At 68.7% G+C, this 22,201-nt stretch carries 18 protein-coding genes; 8 read left to right on the forward strand and 10 right to left on the reverse strand.

All coding sequences use genetic code 11. The features are described from left to right. Positions 1 to 306 precede the first annotated feature (306 nt). Together ACIG3E_RS11290 and ACIG3E_RS11295 are read left to right on the forward strand one after the other, a co-directional pair. The gene (locus ACIG3E_RS11290; protein ID WP_399614145.1) at positions 307 to 4,746 is read left to right on the forward strand and encodes a DUF3560 domain-containing protein; all 4,440 of its coding nucleotides are present in this window, start codon (positions 307 to 309) and stop codon (positions 4,744 to 4,746) included. Positions 4,747 to 5,150: 404 nt separating this feature from the next. Then, positions 5,151 to 6,215, forward strand: a complete 1,065-nt coding sequence (locus ACIG3E_RS11295; RefSeq protein ID WP_399614147.1) for an integrase — start codon at positions 5,151 to 5,153, stop codon at positions 6,213 to 6,215. Positions 6,216 to 6,289: 74 nt separating this feature from the next. On the opposite strand, the gene ACIG3E_RS11300 is transcribed toward ACIG3E_RS11295, so the two are convergent. Continuing rightward, complete coding sequence (locus ACIG3E_RS11300; protein WP_399614149.1) at positions 6,290 to 6,916, reverse strand: hypothetical protein; 627 nt, start codon at positions 6,914 to 6,916, stop codon at positions 6,290 to 6,292. A gap of 162 nt (positions 6,917 to 7,078) precedes the next feature. On the opposite strand from ACIG3E_RS11300, the gene ACIG3E_RS11305 reads away from it, so the two are divergent. Beyond that, positions 7,079 to 7,237, forward strand: a complete 159-nt coding sequence (locus tag ACIG3E_RS11305) for a hypothetical protein (RefSeq protein ID WP_399614152.1) — start codon at positions 7,079 to 7,081, stop codon at positions 7,235 to 7,237. A gap of 157 nt (positions 7,238 to 7,394) precedes the next feature. Continuing rightward, positions 7,395 to 7,823, forward strand: coding sequence for a hypothetical protein (locus ACIG3E_RS11310; RefSeq protein ID WP_399614153.1), 429 nt, complete (start codon positions 7,395 to 7,397; stop codon positions 7,821 to 7,823). A 555-nt stretch (positions 7,824 to 8,378) separates the two neighbouring features. Here the strand turns inward: ACIG3E_RS11310 and ACIG3E_RS11315 are convergent. Further along, positions 8,379 to 8,831: a hypothetical protein gene (locus ACIG3E_RS11315; RefSeq protein ID WP_399614156.1), complete on the reverse strand. Its 453-nt coding sequence runs from the start codon at positions 8,829 to 8,831 to the stop codon at positions 8,379 to 8,381. 820 nt (positions 8,832 to 9,651) lie between these two features. Continuing rightward, a complete protein-coding gene (locus ACIG3E_RS11320) occupies positions 9,652 to 9,993 on the reverse strand; it encodes a hypothetical protein (protein ID WP_399614158.1) in 342 nt (113 codons plus the stop codon). A gap of 102 nt (positions 9,994 to 10,095) precedes the next feature. Between ACIG3E_RS11320 and ACIG3E_RS11325 the strand changes: the two genes are divergently transcribed. Then, positions 10,096 to 10,323, forward strand: coding sequence for a hypothetical protein (locus tag ACIG3E_RS11325; protein WP_399614160.1), 228 nt, complete (start codon positions 10,096 to 10,098; stop codon positions 10,321 to 10,323). A 1,212-nt stretch (positions 10,324 to 11,535) separates the two neighbouring features. Continuing rightward, on the forward strand, positions 11,536 to 11,850 hold the full coding sequence (locus ACIG3E_RS11330; RefSeq protein ID WP_399614162.1) for a hypothetical protein: 315 nt from the start codon (positions 11,536 to 11,538) through the stop codon (positions 11,848 to 11,850). A gap of 6 nt (positions 11,851 to 11,856) precedes the next feature. Here the strand turns inward: ACIG3E_RS11330 and ACIG3E_RS11335 are convergent, their stop codons facing one another. From ACIG3E_RS11335 to ACIG3E_RS11365, 7 genes are all read right to left on the reverse strand, one after another. Further along, the gene (locus ACIG3E_RS11335) at positions 11,857 to 12,858 is read right to left on the reverse strand and encodes a thiopeptide-type bacteriocin biosynthesis protein (protein ID WP_399614164.1); all 1,002 of its coding nucleotides are present in this window, start codon (positions 12,856 to 12,858) and stop codon (positions 11,857 to 11,859) included. 39 nt (positions 12,859 to 12,897) lie between these two features. After that, the gene (locus tag ACIG3E_RS11340) at positions 12,898 to 14,070 is read right to left on the reverse strand and encodes a lanthionine synthetase C family protein (RefSeq protein WP_399614166.1); all 1,173 of its coding nucleotides are present in this window, start codon (positions 14,068 to 14,070) and stop codon (positions 12,898 to 12,900) included. After that, complete coding sequence (locus ACIG3E_RS11345; protein ID WP_399614826.1) at positions 14,067 to 17,135, reverse strand: lantibiotic dehydratase; 3,069 nt, start codon at positions 17,133 to 17,135, stop codon at positions 14,067 to 14,069. Before ACIG3E_RS11345 ends, ACIG3E_RS11340 begins: the two co-directional genes overlap by 4 nt. 78 nt (positions 17,136 to 17,213) lie before the next feature. Next, on the reverse strand, positions 17,214 to 17,375 hold the full coding sequence (locus ACIG3E_RS11350; RefSeq protein ID WP_399614168.1) for an FxLD family lanthipeptide: 162 nt from the start codon (positions 17,373 to 17,375) through the stop codon (positions 17,214 to 17,216). Positions 17,376 to 17,439: 64 nt separating this feature from the next. Continuing rightward, complete coding sequence (gene fxlM, locus ACIG3E_RS11355; RefSeq protein ID WP_399614170.1) at positions 17,440 to 18,660, reverse strand: methyltransferase, FxLD system; 1,221 nt, start codon at positions 18,658 to 18,660, stop codon at positions 17,440 to 17,442. 175 nt (positions 18,661 to 18,835) lie between these two features. Beyond that, complete coding sequence (locus ACIG3E_RS11360) at positions 18,836 to 19,141, reverse strand: hypothetical protein (RefSeq protein WP_399614173.1); 306 nt, start codon at positions 19,139 to 19,141, stop codon at positions 18,836 to 18,838. Positions 19,142 to 19,152: 11 nt separating this feature from the next. Then, complete coding sequence (locus ACIG3E_RS11365; RefSeq protein WP_399614828.1) at positions 19,153 to 19,557, reverse strand: ATP-binding protein; 405 nt, start codon at positions 19,555 to 19,557, stop codon at positions 19,153 to 19,155. Between the two features lie 295 nt (positions 19,558 to 19,852). On the opposite strand from ACIG3E_RS11365, the gene ACIG3E_RS11370 reads away from it, so the two are divergent. Together ACIG3E_RS11370 and ACIG3E_RS11375 are read left to right on the forward strand one after the other, a co-directional pair. After that, positions 19,853 to 21,109 (forward strand): XRE family transcriptional regulator, encoded by a 1,257-nt coding sequence (locus ACIG3E_RS11370; protein ID WP_399614175.1) that lies wholly within the window; start codon positions 19,853 to 19,855, stop codon positions 21,107 to 21,109. Further along, on the forward strand, positions 21,106 to 21,612 hold the full coding sequence (locus tag ACIG3E_RS11375) for an NUDIX domain-containing protein (RefSeq protein ID WP_399614178.1): 507 nt from the start codon (positions 21,106 to 21,108) through the stop codon (positions 21,610 to 21,612). The genes ACIG3E_RS11370 and ACIG3E_RS11375 overlap by 4 nt, the downstream gene beginning before the upstream one ends. The last annotated feature ends 589 nt before the right edge of the window (positions 21,613 to 22,201 follow it).

Below are 22,201 nucleotides of genomic sequence, written 5' to 3' on the forward strand. Positions count from 1 at the left end.
TGGGTGAAGTCGTTTGTAGCGGAGCACCCGCAGTCTGCCCCCGTCGCGCCGGAGCCGGAAGCGGCGGACGGCGAGGACGGCGGTCCCGTGTGGACCGAGGAAGACAGGCAGCGCGCGCACGCGGCGCGTGACGCTGCCACGCGTGCTCATGACCGCGCGGTCAAGCGGATCGCCGCTGTGGAGTACGCAGCACAGTGTGCGGAGGCGTGCGCCCGTTCGGCACGCGAGTCTGCCGGGTTGGCGCGCGAGTTGGCGGACGCTGCGGAATCGGTCCACGCGGCGCACCTTGAGCGGCTGGAGCGTGCCATGTGGGCGCAGACCCCGGGGACGCCGGGGTACCGGCGCGCGTTCGGCGAGTGGGTGGCGGCCGGTTGGGTCGACGTGCCGGAAGCGGAGGCGGCGGACGCGGCTGAAGCTGCGGCCGAGACTGCCGAGGCGGCGGCGGAATCCGCGCGGGAAACCCTCACGGATGCCGCGCGGGTGCGAGACGACGTCATGCACGCCTACAGCGAGGCTTTCGAGCGGGAGTGGGGACTTCTGCCGCTCCCCGAGGACTGCGAGTACGCCGCGCGGGAGTGCGCGGAGTTCGCTAAGACGCTCGCGGCGTGCGTCACGGACGTTGAGGCAAGCGCGTGTGAGGCAGCGTGGGAGGACTCCGGCGCCGAGGACGCGTGGACGGAAGCCGAGGAGGAGCACGACGGCCGTTGCATGGCGGCGGCCGAGTCCCTGTTTGAGGCGGCCGAGGCACTGACCGGCCACGCGCGTACGGTGGCCCGTCTGACGGCCGTACAGGTACAGCGCGGCCACCTGGCGGCGGCGGTCGACGTCGACCAGGACCAGCCGGAGCCCGCGCCAGTTGAGGCCGAGGACCCGTACCCGGCCCTCGTGGGGCCGCTGCCGTTCTCGCCGGAACAGGTGGTGGAGGAGCTGGAACCCGGTTATGAGCGGGTCATTCAGTGGGGCACCGAATGGCGGATGCGCTCCGATCACCGGGGTCGGGTGATTGAGGTCTACTGGGTTGGCACCCCGCCCGAGCAGCGGCACGCGTGCGACATCTCCCGCGCGCATGCACTGGAGACGGCGATCCGCTGCCGTTCCTTTTCGTCGGTCGCTTTTGTGCCCGGGGCGCTGGAGTTGGTGGGCCTGTGGGACACCACCAAGGTCCGCTGCGAAATGTGCGAAAGCGGCTGGGCGTGGGGACGCGGCGACTCACCCAAGCTGAAGATCCGGGTAGGCGGACGCTACGAGGTGGCCGTCTGCAACGGCAGATTTCACGGCGGACTGTTGGGCCTGGCGCCCGAGGAGTTCACCGACGGATACAAGCACGTGGACCAGGAAAACGCCGCACTGGTGGCGTACGCGGCGTGGGTCGGCGGGACGGGTGAGAAGCCGCTGACGGTGGCCGAGCGCGAGGCGGCCAAGCCGCCGAAGAAGCCACAGACGGCCGTCTCACGGCCTGCCAGCGCGGTCAAGGTCGGGGATATCGAGTTCTCAGCTGACAAGCGGTCAGCAACCCTGTCCGGTCACGCCTACGCCCTCACCGTGTCCGGCAGGGACTACGACGTCGTACACGTCGCGTCGGGCGAGCGGCTGACGGTGGAGGCCAACGCCAAGGGTGTGAGGGCGCTGCCGATGGCGAAGCGCGCGCTCCTCGCGGACGCCATCGCCCGGGGCCAGGTCCTCGCGGCCGCCGTGCCGGAGCAGCCGCAGCCTGCGGTGATTCCCGCGCAGCGTGAGGCGCAGCGCGACCCGCAGCCGCAGGAAGAGCAGCCGGACAACGTCCAGGAGCAGCTTCGCGCGGGTGTGGAGGCGTGGCGGCTGCCGGTGGACTCCCAGGGGCGCACGGTCAAGGTCGGCATGCTCGCCGTGCAGGACTTTTTCGAGCAGACCCACGCGCGGCGGGTTGTGCGGGTTTACCAGAACGGGAATTGGCTGGCCGAAATGGTCAGCGACAGGGACGGCTCGGTGACCTCGGACCACACCAACCGCCTCGCGGTCGTCACCCAGGAGCAGGTGGACGCCCTGGTGAGCGTGGACGTGGAAGACGCCGGGTACCGGGGCCGTATCACTCAGGCCCTGGTGTCCCAGCATGCTGGGCAATTTCGCGTGGTCTGCCAGTGCGAGGACGGGATGGAGGTCTGCGAGCCGGGCCACTCCCGCAAGATCGCATGGCGGGCGACGGTGGAGGAAGCACGGGAGCTGTGGGAGCAGCACTGCTCCGCGCACACCGCCGCGCCCGTCGAGGAGACCACCGACACGGCGGAAATCCCCGCCCAGCGACCCGGCCTGTACGCCCCCGTCGTTCAGCACGAGGAGCGGGAGGGCGCCGACGCTGAGGAGTGCCGCGCGGGCGGTCACCGGTACGTGTGGCTGTGCGTGGAGGCCGAGGGCGTCGCGCGCATCCTGCGGTCGTACCTGACGTGCGCCTGCATGGGCGAGAAGCTGGGGAACTTCGGCCGCTCGGGGCCGTCCATGAGCCAGGGCACGCAGCGCAAGCCCCTGGGTATCCGGGACGCGTCCACCGCGTCCGCCCTGGGCGTCGCCCAGCGCAATGACCACAGCATCGCCGGTCCCTGGGCTGTCGTTTCCGACACCCTCAAGCGGGCGCCCGTCCGCTGGGACCACGAGGTACCGGCCCCGGCTGTCATCGACCCCAACAGCACCGCGCAGCGCCGCCGCTCCGCCGTCCCCGAGCACGCCGCGCCCTGCTCCAAGCCCTCCGCCTGGAAAATGATCTGCGGCGGCGGGGAGGTCTTCAACCTGGTGGTGCCCCAGCCCTCTAAGCCTGCCGTAGCTGTCGACACCTGCGAGCCTGCCGTGACGGAGGAGGACGCGGATATCGTCATCCGGCACACCCACGAGAACGGCACCACCGTTGAGGGCAGCTCGAAGGGTGACGGCGTGTGGGAGGCGTTGAAGCCGCTGGGCTGGACCTACCGGCGCAACCCCGGGATTTTCATCCGGGGCAGCCGCTACAAGTCCGGCGACCGCTGGAAGATCGACCGGGCTGCCAAGGCGGTGCGGGTGCTGGGCTGGTCGTGCGCCGTGGTCATCGAGGAGACCATGACGTTCGCGCAGCGGGAGGCCGCCCGCGTGGACGCGGCCGAGGACCGCGCCGAGCGCTTCGAGGACCGGGCCGGGCGCGCTGCGGCAGCCTCGCAGACCGCACGCGAGGTCTCCGACAAGATCAGTGAGCGGTTCTGGATGGGCCAGCCGATCCTCGTGGGCCACCACTCCGAGGGGCGCGCCCGCAGGGACCAGGAGCGCATGCACAACGCCATGCGCAGGAGCATCGCCGAGGGCGAGCGCGCGGGTTACTGGGCCGACCGTGCGCAGGCGGCGGAGGCGTACGAGCGCTACCGGAAGAACCCGGGGCGCACACTGCGCCGTATCGAGAAGCTGGAGGCCGAGCGGCGCGGGGTGCTGCGGCAGCGCGACGGCGACCGGTACAAGGCCGGACGCCTGCGCAACCCCTGGTGGACCGAGCCCAGCGCAGAGCGGCGGGCGGAGCTTGACCGCCTCATCGCCGAGTACGACGAGGAGCTGACGTACTGGGCGGAGGTCATCAAGGAGGCCGAGCGGCGCGGCTTCAAGGTGTGGGGCAAGCCGGACTTTGTGAAGGGGGATTTCGTCCGCTACCGAGGCACCTGGTACGAGGTGACCAGGGTCAACGCGAAGTCGCTGACGATCCCCCACATTCACGCGGCCTACGACGGCGGCACCGTGGGCGCGGTCGGCGGGTGCCGCGTGGTCACCGTGGCCGCGACGGCCACCACCCGTCACAAGGGGTCCACCTACACCGCCGGGTACAACGACGGCGTCACCGACCGCATGTCGGCCGTACAGATGGCGGCGGCGCTCGCGGGCGAGCCGATCCCGGACGACCCGCGCGACGTGCGGTCGGAGCCCGCCGCCGACGAGACGGAAATTTCCGGCGTCGAGGGCCAGGCGCTCGCGGTGCTGCCCGACACCGAGACCGGTCCGGGCGGCATGGAGGCGTGGGAGAACGAGGGCGGCGCCTGCGAAGGCATCACCGCCCCGGCTGCCCCGTTGGTCATCTGCGGCGGCCTGTTCACGCCGACAGCGCCCAAGAGGCAGCTCAACACGGGACGGCGCTATTGGGACAGCGGCGCCAGGGTCACCCTCGACGGCCGCGCCGGGCGTACCCGCCAAAGCGACATCAAGCGCGGCGTGCGCGTGGTGTGGGACGACGGCGGGGAACTTTGCGCGACGTGGGAGGACCCCTGCGCCCTGTGGCTGGAAGGAACCGAACAACCCGCGCCGTACGTCAAGCCCGCGCACTACGGCACGGATGACTTCTACTTGGCGCCGCCCGCGCCGAAGCCGTACGTCCGGCCGGACTTCTACGACGACGGTGATTACCTCCTGGCGCCGCCGGTCGTCGTCGCCGAGCCGGACCCGCTGGAGGAGCTGCGCCGGGAACTGGAGGAGCTGCGCGCGGACGTCGAGACCTGGGCGGAGGACGTCGCTGCCCTGGCCGTCGCGGAGGCGGAGCGCGTCGTCGCCGACGTGGCCCGGGACCTGCGCGCGGCCGAACTCCTGGAGCTGCGGCGGGAGGCGGCGGCCGTGCGCGAGGAGCTGCTGGAGGTGGTGCCCGTTCCTGTGCCGACGCGGGTGCGGCCCGTGCGACGGGCGCTGACAGCGGCAGCGGGGTGGGCCGTGGGGCTCGGGAGTCTGGCGGCGGCCGGGTTCGCCGAGGGCTGGGCGGAGGGCATGAGGCAGTAGCCGGGCCTGGGCCGGGGTGGTGAGCGCGCCGCCGCCCCGGCTCCCTCGGGGAGCTGGTCCTAGTGCTCGTCGTCGGCTGGTGAGGAATCCTGCGCGGGCTCGCCGGCTGCGAGGGCGGGGACACAACTCCTTGATACTGCGTTCGCCGGGGGAATCGCTCTGGGCTGTCGCCGACCACTCCTCGCGGGAGCCGTACTGCCGTCCGGGAAGGGGCTGCTCGACGGTCGGTCCAGAGGAACGAAAGCCCCGATCGGTTCAGTCGGCGATGGAGTGGGGCAAGCCGGGCGGTGGGCTGGGTGATCCGGACCACAAGATCGTGGAACCGGGAGTGCGAGAGCTGGACTCCCAATAATCTCACATATACCGGGTCCAGTATCCGGCAAAAAGCCCATCAGGAACGAGGTATGACGAACCTTCACGAGCCGGGCGCGATCCCGGTCCCCGGCCCCCGCGCGGGCGCCCTGGTGCAGCCCGAGGAATTCGACGCCGAGACCCGGGCGGTGCTCGATCGCGTCGGCCTGGCCGCCGAACAGGTCGTCCGCGACAAGCGACCGGAAAACACTAGAAAATCGTACGGAACCGACTGGACGGCCTGGGAGCGCTTCACGCGCGAGAAGAACCTGCCCGTCCTGGCCGTCGAGCCCGGCACCCTGACCGCCTTCGTGCACTGGCTGTGGGAGCAGCCCGGCAAGAAGGCCGGAACGCTGATGGCCCCCAACACCATCGACCGCCGGATCTCCGGCGTTGTCGTCACCGCCCGCAAGGACCACCACCTCAAGCTGGACCCCGACGTCGGCGCGCTCGCCCGCGAGCTGCTGAAGGCCCTGGTGAAGGAAATGGAGCAGGCCGGACAGCAGCGCGGCACCGGCCCCGCCCCCGCCCTGCGCATCCGCCACATGAAGCGCATCTCCAGGGCCCTCCCCGGCACCCTGGCCGCCCTCCGCGACCGCTCCCTGATGACCCTGCACTTCGCCATCGCCGGACGGGAACACGAGGTGGCCTACCTACGGCTGCGCGACATCACCGAGGACCCCGAGGGGCGCGGCCTGATCGTGGACATCCGGGTTTCCAAGGTGAAGCCCCGCACGGTCAAGGTCCTCTACCTCCAGGACCCCGCGATCTGCCCCGTCCGCTGCTGGTGGAAGTGGGTGGAGGCGGCCGGCCTGGAGGACCCCGACGATTTCGCTTTCCGCCGCATCCACTCCAAGGGCACCACCCTCCTGCCCGGCGGCCTGTCCCCCGAAGCCGTCGGCGACGTCATCACCCGCCTCGGCGAAACCGCCGGACTGGAAATCCGTCCCACCGGCCACAGCCCCCGCCGCGCCCTGGCCAGCGAGGGCAAGAAGGCCGGGAACGACCGCTCCGCCATCGCCCGCCAGGGCGGCTGGGCGCCCAACAGCCGGGCCATGGAGGGCTACTTCGAGGAAGAGGACGGCTGGGAGGAGAACGCCCTGAGCGGCGTCGGCTGACCCCGGAAAAATGAGCGTGGCCCGGTGGTGCAGGCAGCACAAAAGCCCCCGCGCAGGACGGGGGCTTCGCTGTGCTACTGGCAGGGAACGGTGAGCGGCAGGAAATTGCTCTTCTCTGCGATCTTCGTATCCGGCCCCCAGTACGGGCCTGTCTGGATGTAGTAGTAGTCCGTTTCCAGCTTCCCGCACGTCGTGATCTCGACCGGGTCCCCGAGATCAGGAGAACCCGCACGCGCCGGAGTGTTCCAGACCGCGTTACGCGTCGTCTGCGAGACACCGACCGACCCCGGCTGATTGATCGTACGGCCCAGGCTGTAAGAGGCGATCGGGGAAGGGATTCCCGCCCCATTGGCATCGTAGATTGTGGCGTAGAAAACGCTGATCGCCGCCGGATACGTGGAGGAGGCCGAGTACCACACGCCACCCCACTTGTACGTCACCTTGTTCGTGTGGACATTGACGACCGTGGCAAGGCCCGTCTTGAACGTCAGGCACATCTGCACTTCGGCGTAAATGTAACCATCCGGGCTGTAATACGGAACCGTCGCACTGCAATACGTCCCCGGAACAGGAGCCGGCGCCGCAGCCGACGCCGGTACCGGAGAAAGCGCCAGAGCGGAGCCCGCTGCAACGGCAACCCCGGCACGGCGCAGACGTGAGAACCAGGAGAGCGGTGTGCGGGTGGCGGCACGACGATTCATGAGGACTCCTCAGCAGAAAAGGAGGGGGATACCCGTACCGTAGGCCCTGATTTTCCGCAGAAAACCCCGGCGACTTGAGCGAGCGGCGAGGGGGTTTCCCGGGAGAGGAGGTTACTCCTCAGTGGAATCCGGTGTTCTACGTGCTCGCTAGGCTACCTATCCATGACGGCACCCAAACCCGCGCTCGCCCCCGTCACCCGTACGGAGGACGCCACCCTCCTCGGCCTCTGCCCCGGAGCCGGTCTCGGCCGCCGTGCTCGGCGACCGGGGGGCTTCGGTGACCTCCTCGCCGACCTGGACGCCCGCCTCACCGCCGCCTGACTAGCGCGCGTACCCTACCCCGGCTGCCTACGGGTGGCCGGGGCTTCGGGCGTACTTCCTCAGAAGCACCACCGGCATGCCCGCGACGCTGCTAAAACGGTGGACCACCGGGCGACGGGGGACAGGAGGCTCGGCTGATCGACAAGGACCGTGGATCATGGCCATGAGCCAACAAGACTTGATCGACTATTTCACGCGCCCGTCCCAGAGGCCGCTCAAGATGGACGATCTTAAATTTGCTGTGATTGTGCACCCTTGGAAGGAGAAGAGGGGCAACAAGTCGAAGGATTCCAAGGAAGCTATGGGTGGCCTAGGATTTGGCAACATTATCGTTGTCGATCTCTGCGCCGAGAAGTTCCTCTTCGTTCGGCTCGATTCCAGCATTCTCCAGCGGTCAGGCAGTCCAGTTGAAACGATCCCGTCCAGCAGGCTGGGGCTGAAGAATCTTATGCCGGATGTCTCTCATGACGCCCTGGCCGAAGCGCTGCCCGCTGATTTCGACCATGAGCGCGACTGCGTGGCTTGGTTTGACACCTTGGCCGAGGCGGAAGCGTGCTCCGCTGCTCTCCGGCAGCTCCTGAATTAGCACCCTGATTGCTTGCGGCTAATTGATGCCCCCGGTTGGCTTTTGCTGGCCGGGGGCATTTTTGCGTCGAGGTACTGCCTGAAGATTATTTCTGCGGGCACTGCCTCCCTCCCTGACTTCAGCAGGGGCAGGGGAATGAGCGGGTGACTGGCTCCGACTTCACCGTGTGCTCCAGCGGGTTACCTAGTTCCCGTAGTGGCTCCAGCTTCACCGCATACTTCAGAGGGTTGCCCGGGTCCCGCAGGTGGCCATAGCTCTGGCCTGCTGCCCGCCTTCGAGGTGTCGTCGTGTCTCTCTGTCTCTCTGTGTATGGGAGGAGGGAGCCTTCGCACCCCGGGATTTTTTAGCTGGAGGTTCCTGCTCCGGCTCTCGCGACACCGGCAGCGTTCGGGTGGTCCTACTCCTCTATGGGGAGAGAGGGATGCTTCGAGCCCCCCCCGATTTTCGGCACCCCGCGATTTAAAGGGTGCCGTCGCCACCTTGGTTCTCTCAGGGGAAACCTGCGAGTCCCTGCGATGCCGAGGAGGAGGGGGCGCCGCAGAGATGCGCGTGGCGCTACTTCGCCGGGCAGCTCGCGCCGTCCTGCTTCGTGAACGTGCCGCTGCCCTTCTTGAGCTTGATATCGCCGTCCCACAGGCCCGGCGTGTAAGAGCCGTACGCCAGCAGGTTCAGCATGGCCACCTTGTCACCGCTGGCCTTAGTGCCGCCTGTCGAGCAGGCAATACGGATCTGGTGTTGGCCGGCTTCCTTGCTCCCGTTGGCGACCTTCTCGAAGACAGCGCGCAGATTGTCGGTCGTCTTGACCTCGACGTCGATGTGCGGGACGCCGCTCACGAGTTTCTGAGATGTGATCTTGTATGGCGGTACGGACTTCGAAGGAGTCGAGGAGGCTGAGGGCTTCTTGGCCTTTTCCTCGGCCTTCGGTTTGTCGTCGGTCCCCCCGCAGGCGGTCAGAGCGAACGCGGTGAGCAGGGTGAGCCCCACGGCCACGGTCTTGCGATGAATCACGATCTGTTCTCCCCAGCGCGCAGGCGTGGGGACGGTCCCCGGCACCCATCGGCGCGTAAGGATCTTAGGTGATCTGGGAACTGTCAGTGGTGCGCGCCGGGAGCGGACAGGGCGTCAGAGTGGGTGGCGTGCACAAGGGTTGGCGCACGGCTCTTACCTGGTCTTCCTGGACCAGTGAGGGGGGCTGCTTGAGCGAGTTACCGCCCGAGCCAGCGGCCCGCGCTCCTCACGGTGACCAAGGTAAGGTCCTCGCCTATGGCAGCGACTCCCGCACGCATCCGAAGCCCGTACTGGTGGGACGAGATGCACAACCCTTGTCGATGTACGACCTACAGGGGCCGTAGGTGCGGTGCCTGCCTCGCCCGCGCCGACGCCCGAACCCTCCGCATCCTTGGGTTCTTCTGCTTTCTCTGGCTGTTCATTCTCGAACTGTGGTTGATGTGGTGGGCGCTGCGTGTGTATATCGCCGTGGCGATCATGCTGTATCAGCTGATCAAGACGCGGAGGGTGGATTTCCGAGAAGCTTTTGCGCCATGGTGGCGCTGGCAACCCCGCTGCTGGCTCCGCATCCGCCTCGTCTGGTAGATATTTCCGCCTTGATTAGGGGCTACGTCGAATCCCCGCTATCACAGGAGCCCAGCGGGCGCTCCAGGGGCGCCCTGACGGTGTTGGTCCCTATAAGGAAGAGGGAAGCCTGTTGCTCCCCGCTGAATTTTCACCGGAAGCTCTCCCTGGGCGCCCGTGGCTATCGGACCAGAATTCACTCGGGAGACGATGATGGCGAGGAGATGCCCCTTTCGCCATGGCGGGGGCCTCTCCTTTATCGGTAATAATCCCCGCTGTGGCCGTGTGGCATGTCCTGGGCTTTCTGGGGCTGGGATTCTGAGGGGCCGTTCCGGGAGCTGGAGGAGAAGGAGCCTGAGGGGCGACGCCCCGCAACCGTCCCCCCGGAGAACTGGACGCTTTCGCTGAGCGTCGCGGGGTGAATTTCCATCAGGTCGGGCTCGATGTCAGGAGTGTTGAAGAAGCTGGGCGGCTCGTATCCGGCGATGTGCTGATGCCAGTGAAATTCCGGTGCGATCGGTGAAGTCTGTTGGCCTGCTTCGATGTGGCGGGCTTCCTTCTGTGCGTCAATCCTGGTGTCGTTCAGTCTCCAGCGCATGCGGGCCTCCTCGGGGGTGGACGTCTCTTCAGTATTGCCCGCCAATTAATTCAGGGCATAGTGGGCACGGCAAGACGTGTTCTCTGACTCAAGGAGATTTCCATGTCCGACACCGTACGCATCAAGCCCCTGGCCGAGCCCATCGGAGGCGGGGCGAACGTTGCTGAACTCCGGCGGAATTCCCACCTGCGCGCTGTGACCAACTACCGAGCCACGGCGGGGCGGATCAATCCGACGGGATGGCATCACGCGGCCGTCCAGGGAGGTCTGTTCGATGGCCTGGCGGAAGACGCGAACGCCCCGCACCGCGTTTTCTCCGACGTGGTGTGAGGCGGCCGTGACGACTGTCCCGCCCGAATTCGCGGACGCCTATCGCTCCATGGCTACGCCCTACGCGCCACCTTCGTACGCCGCCCAGGCCCCGCGCACGCTCCCGGGGGTCTCCATCTACCCCGAGCCGCCAGCGAATTGCTATTGGGCGAGCGGGAAGCTCTGGTGGCGGGTCAGCAGTGGCACGGTGATTCTGCGCTGCCGGGGCACGGTGCGGGGGCACAATGATCATGATTGGATTACCGCCGCTCTTACCGATCTGCGGTTCGGCGACGGGCGCGAGCTGGACGGCGTCCACCTCCCCAGCAGCAGCCTGAGCCGCGACGTGCAGCCCTTCGAGCAGTGGGCGCCGGTCCGCATCCTCCGTGACGGCCCGCAACGCCCCTGGAGGGCTGCTCCGGTCCCTGAGGGGCCGTGGCATGAGTGGGCGCGGCGGCTCAACACCGAGGGCGGCTGACGTGCGAAGGCACCGCTGCCCGTGCTTGTCCCGGGGCAACTCGCCACAGCCTTGCGCGGCTTGGGGGTACTGCTGTGGACGGGCGAGGCGAGTTACCCCCTCGTTCCGCACTTCGCCGTGTTCGTCGACGGACCCGGCTGCCCGTCGTGCGTGCCCGCCTGGCCGTCCTGATGAGGCACGGTCAGCGGTGCGTGCGCCGTACCCGAGGAGCTGAACGTCGTGAAGCTGCCGAACTTCCTTCGCCGGGGCCGGCCGGCCCCGATCACTGACCTTTCCACCGTCGAGGCCCAGCGGGAGGCCCGCGACGCCCTGGAGGCCAAGGAGCGCGCTTTGGCGAACCGTGGAGTCGTGTCCTTCGCCCGGCCACCGGAGCCTCCGCACGTCCGCCGCCGGGGCTCGGCTGATCCAGCGCCGCTGTATCGCCTGGTGCGTGCGGCGCCACCACCGCCCCCGCCGACGACGCCGCAGGTCGTCCCCGATGTGTGGGGGGACTGATGCGGGCCGCGAAACGGCGCCAACGAAGGCGCCAGATACGTACGCGGGAGACCGAGTTCACGGAGGTCTCCGGCGCCGACGCTGAGCCGGATGAGCCCGAGCCCGTAGAGGCCCCTGCGAGCCCCGTTCGGGAGTACGCCCTAGGCGTGCTGGACGAGGCCCCTCCCGTGTCCCCTACGGCCCCCTGGAGCCCCGAGCCTCCGGCCTGGATGGTCCAGCCGACGCCGGTCCTGAACGGCTCTGGGCGGCCAGCTGAGTGGGTGGACGAGGCCCCGTTCAACGCCTGGCAGGCGCGCGTCGGGCAGGCATCCTACGACTTGCTACGCGAGGAGGAGCGGGACCGGCTCCGCGCGGCGGGCGAGGAGCAGAAAGCCGAACGGCCCTGGCGCGGGTACCCGCAGGCTGACCCCGCGTTGCGCACCAATTCCGTGATCAACCACCTTGCGGCGCGGCTCACCGCGCAGGAGCGCGTACGGCGCGGCTGGGTGCTGCCGTGGAACAGGACGGCCCCGCCCCGGCAGGAGGACGAGGAGCTGCCCCAGGCCGAATGCGGTTGGGCGCCGTGGGCGTACTGATGGAGGTTACGGAGCGGTGGCTTCCTGCTCGCCCAGGATGGCCGTGCGTGCTGCCCATGCGAGGGCGCTCTGTGTCCTCGTGGGCAGCCCCAGGCGGTTCCAGTGGAAGATCACGTGATGGGCAAGGACGGCGCGTACTCCTCGATCGAGTAGCCCGTGGCGGGCGGCACTTCCAAGGGCGTCGCCGATCTCTTCAAGAGCGGCAAACCAGCCTGAGACAAGAGTGAGTGAGTCATTGTTCCGCACCAGGGTGCTGGTGGGGCCTGCGTCCACCATCATGAGTTTCCGCACGTTGGCCGCCATATCGTGAACGCGGTCAAGAGGAACGTCCGGTGACAACGGGCGCTTCATGGCGACGCGGCTCCAGATGTCGCCTTGTTCGTGCCACTCCTGGTCTGCGCTACGCATCAGGAGGCTGCACAGCAAGATCGATAATTCGCGTCGCCCGATCGCGGGAGTATCGCCGCAGTGGCTCAGGTAGTCGAAGACGCCTCGGCTGTCGTGGTGAAAGAGGCGGTGCGCGATGTCCATGCTCGTGGTGCCGCCGAACGCGAACGTCTCGGCTTCGTAGATAGTCTCCCACCACTGCCTGATCGCGTTCTGACCTTGCATGCTGTCGAGAGCGCGGCCTATGGCCGTCTTCAGCTCCGTGGGCGTGGCGTTGGCTCCCGGGCGGAGGCGCAGCCGCCAGCACGGCGCCTTGCGGATGAACCACCACGAGGAGCTGACGCCTGCGGATTCCGCGTCCCGCAGCATCGGCCACAGGTGGGCGACGGCGATCTCCTCGGCGGTGTGCCAGTCGGGGAACTCGATGTGGACCTGATGCCAGCCGTCGCAGTCGTGGTGTGCTTCGAGCGCCGCGTACCCGGCTGTCTTGTACGTCGTGATGGCGTCGGCGAGGTCTGGCGCGCGCATGGATACCTTCGCGGCGGCCTCGTCCAGGGGAGCACCCGAGAGAGCTGCCAGTACTGCCCTCTGTACGGCCTGCGGGGGCACGCGATCCTCCACCAGGTCCTCCTTGTCTTCAGCGGCCAGAGCGCCCGTACGTCAGGTGAGCAGGAGGCAGGCGTCCCAGCCGCTGGTCGGGATGCTGGTGGATGGGTCCGTGAGCGCGGCGAGTTCACCCCCGGTACGACCTTGAAGGAGGCCGTCCTCCCTCGCAGGGGCCTGGGCTAGGAGGAGTTCGCGGAGCTGGGTGAGGTGGGCGGTCAGTTCCGGCCGCTGGGCGTCCTGGGCGACGCGGGCCGTGGTCAGGAGCAGCCCGGCGGCGCCGTGGCACAGGCCGGGGCTGGTGATCAGGGAGAGCTGGGCGGGGCTGGACACGCACCATAGAAGGGCGTCCTCGGCCATGCGCTGTCGGGCGGTGTCATGGAGGGCGAGGGCGGCGAGTTGGAGGCTGCGGGCAACACCGGGGGTGCCGTAGCACCAGGAGGGCCGCAGCGGTCCGGGCTGCGTCGCGGTGTGGCTGCGTTGTTCGGCGCGAGTGATCCATTGGGGCCACCACGTTCCGGTGTCGGTCTCTTGCCGGAACGTGTCCAGCCATGAGCAGATGCGCTCGATTGCTTCCATGTGCCCGCGTACGACGGTGCCGTGGCGGAGAGCCAGGGAGAGCAGTGCCAGGGGGCCGGTGATGCCGTGCGCGATGCCGACGTTTCCGTGGCCGCCGGGGAACGCCTCCGACACGCGGTTCGTGGGGTCAAGGTAAGTCCACCAGCCCGGTAACCGCTCCTTGTCTCCGGGGAGCGGTTCCGTCAGGCGCACGAGGTAGGTGAGCACGTCGTGCAGGGGTTCGCTGGCGGGGTTGCGTTGAAGCAGGTAGGCACCCAAGCCGGTGAGCCCGTACAGAAGGTCGTACTCGGCGGGCCGGGGGCGCTCCGCCCGGTCGATGCGGGCGTGTGCTGCTGCGAGGCGTCGCCGGGTGAGGTTGGTGACGGTCGTGTCGAGGTTGCGCAGCGCCCCCGCGTAGCGGTCGGTTCCTGCGGCGGCGGTGTGCAGGACGAAGGCGACGGCCGGCGCCCCGAGGAAGAGCGCGGCCTGGTCGCTGGCGATGAGCGGGTGTCGGGTCGTGGCGGTGATCGCGGCGTGTGCGGTGTGCCAGTTGTCGGCCCCGTGGTGGGCGCGTTCGACGTGGGCGAGGGCGATGCCGATGGCGCCTTGGGACAGGGACTGTGCTCGTGCAGCGGAGTTGCCCGCGATAGTGCGCGTGGTTGTGGCGGTCATGGTGTGACTCCTCGTGCGGTCCAGGAGAGGGCGGCGGCGCGGGCCAGGCGTCGGCATGTGCGCTCGCACTCCTCGTTGATGCCGGTCACGCGGATGTGATGCATGTGCAGCAGGCTCGGCAGCACGGCAGTGGGGCCGTCTGCGGTGGTGAGCTGATGCCGGTAGGCGTCCAGCGCGGCCCTGCGGCGCTTCCATGCTTCGTATGCGTCCTGGCCGCCGGGCAGGGCACGCAGGGCGGTGAAGTCGGTGGACGGGTCCGCGAGGCGCATCGCCTCGTTCTCAAGGGCGCGGGCGAGCGGCGGTCCGGAGGGTTTCGGAAGGTGGTGGGTCAGCCAGTGCATGCCGTCGGTGGTGCTGCCGATGATGGCGGCTGCGAGGTCGATGAAGCTGGCCGCCGTGATGGCGGGCTGCGATGTGCGCGGGATTCTCAGTTGCGCGATGGCGGCGGCTGAGTCGGCGGCGAACACCTCGTGGGCGGCGTCCATGGCTCGGTCAATCCCGTAGCGGCCTGTCTCGGGATCGTATGTGTCCCATTGCACGCGCCCAGCGAGGCCGAGGCGGCGCAGGTCCGCCGCCCAGACTCCGACGCGCCGCACTGTCTCGGCGTAGTCGTCGGGGTGCGTGAGGTGGATGCGCAGGCGCAAGTGGGGCTCTGGGTCGCGGTAGGGCACGTACCACCACTGGGGTGGGGTGTCCCATGTGTTCAGCAGGCCGGGGAGGTGGGTGGTGAGGATGTCGGGGATGCGGTCCGGGTGGGTGTAGAGCTTGGCGAAGGCCCACTCGGAGGCGCCCAGCAGGTGCCCGTGGTCCCGTCCGATGACGTCCGGTGAGACAGGGCGGCGGGGTGCGGGCGCGGTGGTCTGGGTGGTGGCGAGAGCGAGGCTGATTTCGTGGGCGCGCCCGTCGAGCCACCCGTACGCCGAGGAGTCGGGGGCTTCGTGCAGAGTGGCGTGGTCGGTCTTCTCCAGGTGCGCCCGAAGCAAGTGGAGATGGGCCTGCTCGCCGAGGTCGAGGTGGAGGCGTTGGTCGTCCCCGCCAAGCTGGACCGTGGCGGGGAGGCGAAAGCGGTCGCGCCACACGGCCAGCGCCTCCGCCCACTGATCCCAGGGGGCCGCCGGGCCGGGGAGGTTGCTTGCCCGCAGTCGCCAACATGCCTCGGCGAGCACCGTGCGCCCGTAGCGCACCCGGGGCAGGAACGGCATGCGGGATGCGGCGCCCCAGGAGAACGGACCGAGGACGGCGGCGCGGGCCCGAGGTATCTCGCACAGGAACCGTGCGAGGGGGTGGGTGAAGTTCGTCAGTTGTACGGCGTTGAGCAGGGCAGGCTCGATGGTGCGTTCGGTGGAGAGGGACACGAGGTAGAGACCCTGGACGTCCGCGCTGACGGCGAGGTCGCCCAGGGGCAGCGTGCGGGGGGAGTCGTTGTGCTCAGCCAGGGGGATGACGGTTGGCAGGGTTTCGGGGGTGCGGGCGACGTTCTCGGTGCGGGTGCGCAGCGGGGGGCCGGTGATCTGGGCGAGCGCGGCGCCCGAGGTGAGGGTGGGCAGGGCGGCGTAAGTGGTGGCCACGCGTTCGCGGTCGGGGATGTCGAAGAGATCGAGGAATCTGCCGGTGGTGGTGCCGGCGCCGGGTGTCAGGCCGACGATGACGAGATCAAAGAGACCGTCCACGAGGGCGGTTCGGGTAGGGGCGTGCAGGCGGAAGCACAGTTGAGCGTGCGCCGGGACCTGTGGGAGCTGCTGGGGCGAAAGGGCGTCGATGGTCTGCTCGTCCAGCGTGATTTCATCGGCCCTGTCCATGGTGGCCTGCTGGACGAGCGTGAGCAGGTGGTCATCCCGGAGACCGGGGCGCGGGTGCGGGCGCTCCCGCAGTGAGCCCCGGTACCCGGCGGGGAGGCCGAGCCCCGTATTGGGGTTGGTGAGTTCACGCACGGGCACCAGAGCGCCAGGGCCGTACCGCTCCAGGAACCGCGCGTGGTAGTCCTGCCACGCCGGGGAGCCGGACGGGAACGGGCTCAGGCGCGCGAGAGTGTGGACGGCCGTCGCGGCTTCGCGGCCTACATGGTCCGGGAGGATCAGGTCGGCGTCGAGGCGAAGGTCGACGGCCAGAGGTTGACGCGTGGTGGCCGACAGGGCCGTCATCTGCCCGGCGAGCTGCGCCCGGGATTTCCTGCGGGCGTCGGGGATGGCGTGGTTGTGCTCGGTCAGCGTGCAGTGGATCTGCCGAAGTTCCTGCACGGTGGGTGCCACGTCGCTGATGGAGTCGGCATGAGCGGCGGCCAGTTGATCGATGACATGCCCGAGCGCGTCCGTGGCGGTCATGGGCGGGCGCAGGCTGGTGAGCAAAATACGTAGGCCCACCAGGTCGGACAGGAGGCGGCCGATCACGTCTGCGGTGGCGTCCGGATAGTCCACGGCGAGCTTGCCCGCCAGGTCCCCCACGAGGATCGGTGACTGTGCGGCCTGCGTCGCGGTTTCTACGGCGCGGGTGTAGCGGACGCTGACCTCTGCGGACGAAGCGAGTGCGGCGCTGCTGCCGTGGGCGGGCTGCTGGCATGGCACCACCAGTGAGCTGCCGCGTATGAAGGCGGTGGAGTCGGCCATGACCGGCAAGCGGCGCAGAAGCTCGGGACACGCCTCCAGGCGCGCGATGATGTCGGCCAGCCACACGGCGTCAGGATGTGCCACCGCTTGGTGCTGGTTGCCCCATCGCGCGGTCAGGGTGGAGCCGAAGCGGGCCGGTGCGATTCCAGCGAACGTACCGAAAGGGGTGGCACGGTGGCGTGCGCGCAGCAGGTAGCGAACGACGGAGAGCACCGTACGCCTGACCTGCCGCACCCGCACGGTGCGCCCCTCGCAGACAGCGCGGACAGCATCGGCCAAGGGTGGGCTGGCGATCTCGACCGCCTCGGCGAGGTGTCCGTCCGCCAACACGTGGGTGAGCCACCTCCGCCACTGCTCCACGTCCCCGCGCCCGCCGTCGGCGAGGTCGGGCCAGGGCGGCAGGCTCCATAAGTCCGGGTGGGCTGCGGCCCGTAACACGGCGGCGTCCACATACCTGTACACGCTCAACCACACCTCTCCTTCGATACGCGAGGGCCCGGTGCCGGAGCCGGTCAAGGTCCCTGGCACCGGGCCGCTGGGTCAGCCGCAGGTGCTGTTGGAGCACGCGCTCTGGCACGTGCTGCCGCAGCCATCCCCGGTGTCGTTCAAGAGGTCGGCGATGATCGGCCCGTGCTCGACGACCGTGACGTCCAGGTCGAAGTCCGAAGATGTGGCCTTGCTACTCGATATTGCTGCGCCCATCTCAATTCCTCCTGGTAGGCGGTGTGGTGGTGATCTAGCAACCTGACCGTCAGCTCTGCCGCTGCTACGGCCAGGAGATCGTGACTCGTGTGTGCCGCTTGTCGACCACGCGGCCCGCAGGAAGCCGATCGTCCGGCGTGCCCGCCGGGTACACCTCGAAGCGCGCCTGATCGGCTCGGTGATCGCGGTCCCAGATCCGGATCTGCTCGACGAGCCGGTCAGCGACCTCCTTTGCCGCTGGGCCGTGTCCCATCGCCCCGAATTCGAACCGGGTCCGCCCGTCATCCAGCGGGCGCAGGGCGCGATAGGCGAAGCTGCCGCCATCGACCAGCGTCGCGGTCCCCATCGGCGAGGCGGTGGTGACGATGCCCTGGTCCCGGGCCGCTGGCTTCGCGGTGAGCAGGACGAATTCCGGCAGAACGGTCGCCAGCCACAGGTCAAGCTGGTCCCACGACTCGAATCCGCCGATGGTCACGCCCGACCACGCTTCGACTCGCGGCTCGGACAGTGCCGTGCGCAGGCGCTCCGCGTCCACCTGCTGTGTGTCGTCCAGCCGAAGGCCGACGTCCTCACCGTGCAGCAGGACAAGCCGCACACGGTTCTCGCCGGCACCCTGCATGGGCACGAATCCGCACAGCTCGTAGTTCTGGCTCACGAACCGGTCGCCCTCGCGCTCGAACGCGATCGACCGGGTCAGACCTCGTGTACGCAGAGGAACGACGATCCGGCCGCCTTCGGCGAGCTGATCCGTCCACGCACGGGGGATGTCCCAGGCCCCGACCGTGACAATGATCCGGTCGTACGGGGCGTGCTTCGGCTCGCCTTCCTCGCCGTCGGCGAGCACGGCGTTCACGCGTTCGTACCCGGCATTGGCCAGCAGTCGCTCCGCCCGCTCGACCACGTCCGGGTCGATGTCGATCGTGGTGACCTCACCCTCCTCACCGACCAGCTCCGCGATATACGCCGCGTTGACTCCGCCCGATCCGATCTCCAGCACGCGCATACCGGGCTGGATCTCGGCCTGCTCCAGCATGAACGCCTGGATGCGAGCGGCGGAGACGGAGCTGACGGCGATGCCGTTCTCGTCCTTCTTGGTGATCACGGCTTCTTCGGCTGCGTATGCCTGGGAGAGGGTTGCCTCGGGGGCGAAGAGGTGGCGGGGAACCGTGCGGATTGCCTTCTCGACGGCTTCGGTTCGGATCGCGTCCAGCTCGCGCAACTGCTCGATGAGGGATTCGCGCAACTGGGTCTCGGTTACTGGCTGTTGTGCTTGTTCGTTGTTCACTTCGGGCAGGCTAGTCATCTGGCTTTCCACTTCTTGGCAGCGCGCGCCGGGTCGCTGGCGGCTTGGCTGAAACCCTCTCCGGGGCGATCACCTTCCTGTGGTCCTGGACGGCCCCCGGTGCCGTCTCCACCCGGTCGGTCTGGCCGGGGCTGTTCCGGGCGGAAATCTGCGGGTGTTACAAGGAGCCGCGCAGGCCCTGAAGGACCCGTACGAGGAGCGGCGCTTCGGGTTCGCTGGCTTCGACGGCGGCCCGCCCTTCGGCGTGCCATTCGCCCAGGAGCTCCCGCCAGACCGCTTCGGCCCTCATGACCTCTGTACGGATGTCGGCGAGGGTCAGTTCGGTTTCCGTACGCAGCCGTACGAGATCGGCGGGGGTCAGGCGCAGGGTCCGGATCGTGATCGCGTCCTCGCAGCGGCGGGGCACGGCCAGTTCCACGCACCGTTCCGGGTCGGCGACGCCGGTCAGCTCGCCCTCGGACATCAGCCGCAGCGTCAGCAAGGTGCCACCAGCTCCGCCCACACGATCTTTCCCCAGCGGTGCAGGTCATAGCCCCACCGCCAGCTCAGCGCATCGATCAGGACCAGGCCGCGGCCGTCCTCAACGTGCGCGCCGGGCCGCTCCTTCACCGGTACGTCCCGGGACTTGTCGGCGACGCTGATGCGGACCAGGCCGGCAGAGGGGTGCCCCACCACGACGCGGCACAGGCGGCACTGGGTGTGGTGGACGGTGTTGGCGACCAGTTCGGAGACGATCAGCGCGCCGACGTCAGCCAGGTCTCCTATGCCCCATGCGCTGACGGCGGCGTGGACAAGCAGGCGGGCGCGGCGGGCGGATTCCGGTTCGCAAGGCAGGGTTTCGCTGTAGTCGGGCGCTCCGACGGCGCTGGATCTGGTCATGGTGGTCACCAGGTCATCCCTCTGCCTGTTAGGAGGGCAGCGAGCCGCTGGGCACGGGGGCGCCTCGGTGCCTGGCCGTCTCCGGTGACCCGCTGCCGGTCTAGGGGCCGTCCAGGGCGTGTTGTTCCTCAGGTGGCGCGGAGCGGATCTGCTCCGAGCCAGAATCCCGGACGGCGTGCAGCAATCAAACGGCTCGGTGCAGATGCGGGGAGACTCCGAGAGGTGACTCCGACATGGAGTCGCTGACCGTCGCCGCACATAGCATCGGGCTGGCGCGCAGCAGAAGGGCGACTGGATGGACCGTCAGGTGAACGATCCGCGTGAAGTGGTCGCGGGACTGCTCGACGATGCTCGTCTACTCTCGGCCTGCCGCGACAGGGACATGGGCACGCTGTTCCGGCTGCTGAACCACCGAGGGGTGAGTACTCGTCGGATCGCGGCGGCCGTCGACATCACGCAGGGGCGTCTCTACGACTACATGAACGGCAAGAGCCGGGTCGAGAAGCTGAGTCTGTTCGAGCAGATCGCCGACGCTTTCCATATCCCCGGGCATTTGCTCGGGCTCGCCCGGCGGCCATGGGAGCCAACTGTTCATGAACAGTCCCCGCGACCGCAGCCGCCCCCGGACCGGGACGACTTGGCGGCGATGGACGCCTTCCGCATCGCGGACCGGCAGACCGGCGGAGGGCGCCTCTACGGGGCCGTGGTACGCCACCTCCATGACCACGTAGCCCTTCGGCTCGTCGACACCCGCAGCGGACCAGAGGTGTTCGCGGCTGCGGCGGCGCTGACGGAGATGGCTGGGTGGATGGCCCACGACTCCGGACACGACGACCTTGCCGTACGGCACTTCGCCCGGTCCCTGTCCCTGGCCCAAACCTCCGGAGACCTTCCACTAGCCGCACATGTCGCTGCCTCCAGCAGCCACCTCGCGCTCCAGACCGGTGACGCGGCAAAGGCAGTGCAGTGGGCGCGAACCGGTCTCGACCTCGCCGGCCGGGGTCCGAGGATTCCCGCGCTGGCCGCCCGGCTGGACGCGATGCAAGCCCGCGCACTCGCAGCCGCCGGGCAACACACCCCGGCCGCCCGTGCACTCGACCGGGCTCGCAGCGCTCTCGATGCCTCGGCGGACTCCGGGCACCCGTGGCTCAGCCCGTTCGACGCTGCCGCGTTAGCGAGCGAATCCGCCTTGGTCTGGCGGGACCTGGAGCGCTACGACGAGGCATGTAGGCACGCCGAGGACGGGGTTCGGCTGCGTGAGGACGGCCGGGCGCGCTCTCTTGCCCTGAGCCGCATCACGCTCGCCGCGATCCACGTGCAGCGGCACGACCTTGAAGCCGCAGTGGCGGTCGGGCACGAACTCCTTGCCACCAGCCCCACCCTGGGCTCCGTTCGTGTCGTCCACCAACTCGACGACCTCCGGCTGTTGCTGGAGCCGCACAAGGGATACGGGCCGGTCCGCGAGTACCTGACGCGGTTCGACGAAGCGCGCCGGGCCAGAATGCTACTGCTCGCGGACATCATCACCCCCAGGGGAGGCACCCGCGCATGAGGCCCACGCCCGAAGACCCCGACGCCTGGAACGCCTACCTTGCCGAGGGCAACGCCAAACAGGCCCGGAAAAGGGTCGCGGCCGATGTACTGCTGCGGGACACGGCCGGGCGGGTGCTACTCGTGAATCCGACGTACAAACCTGGCTGGGACCTTCCGGGCGGCATGGCGGAGGACAACGAGCCGCCGGAGGAGACGGTGCCCCGGGAACTGCGCGAGGAACTGGGCTTGCACATCGTCCCGTGCGGACTGCTGGTCGTTGACTGGGTCGCCCCCCACGGGCCGTGGGACGACCAGATCGCGTTCATCTTCGATGGCGGCACGATCGACGCACCCGCTGAGCTGCACCCGCACGATGACGAACTCTCCGAGGCCCGGTTCGTACCGGTGGAGACGGCGCTGACGCTGGTGGGGGTGCGGATGCGCCGCAGGCTGGAGTGCGCCGTGCGGGCGCTCCACGATGGACGGCCTGTGTATCTGCACGACGGGGCGCTGCTCTGGTGAACGCTGGGCCCATGGTGACAGCCCCCGCCGGGTCCGGATTGCTCCGGGGCGAGGGCGTTCTGAGGGGCGTGCGACGATGCTCGGCTACGGGCCGTCGGTCACTGTGCGGCACTGCTGCTCGTAGGTGTAGGCGTTGCTGTAGCCATGGCCGTACGGAACTTGGACCATTTCGCACACCTGACGCACGCGGGGCTGGGACTGGCGTGGCGGCTGGGCAGGTTCATCTACCTGCTCTTGATCCGCTGCGTCGTCCGCGTCGTCTTCCACTGGGCACATGGCCCCTGTCACTCCGCAGGGAGTCTTGCGTGGCTCGGGGGTGCCGTCGCTGCCCGTGATGGCCCAGCCCACAATTAGGCCCATGCCAACGGAAACCAGCCCTATGAGGACAGAAGGCCATGCCCGACGAGGCGAACTGGAGCCGTTGGGTGGCGGCGTTGTGGGAGGTTCGCTCGGTAGGGGCGGAGTAGGGCCGGGTAATGCGCCAGGCATCGTGAGGACTCCAGGGCAGCGGCAGGGAGTTGAGGCTTGAGGATCTTATGTCGTACCGAGCGGGCCGAGTAGAAAGCCCCCGCCGGGCCGGATACTCCGG

Origin of the sequence: Streptomyces sp. NPDC053474 (assembly GCF_044544845.1) — a bacterium.
GTDB lineage: Bacteria > Actinomycetota > Actinomycetes > Streptomycetales > Streptomycetaceae > Streptomyces.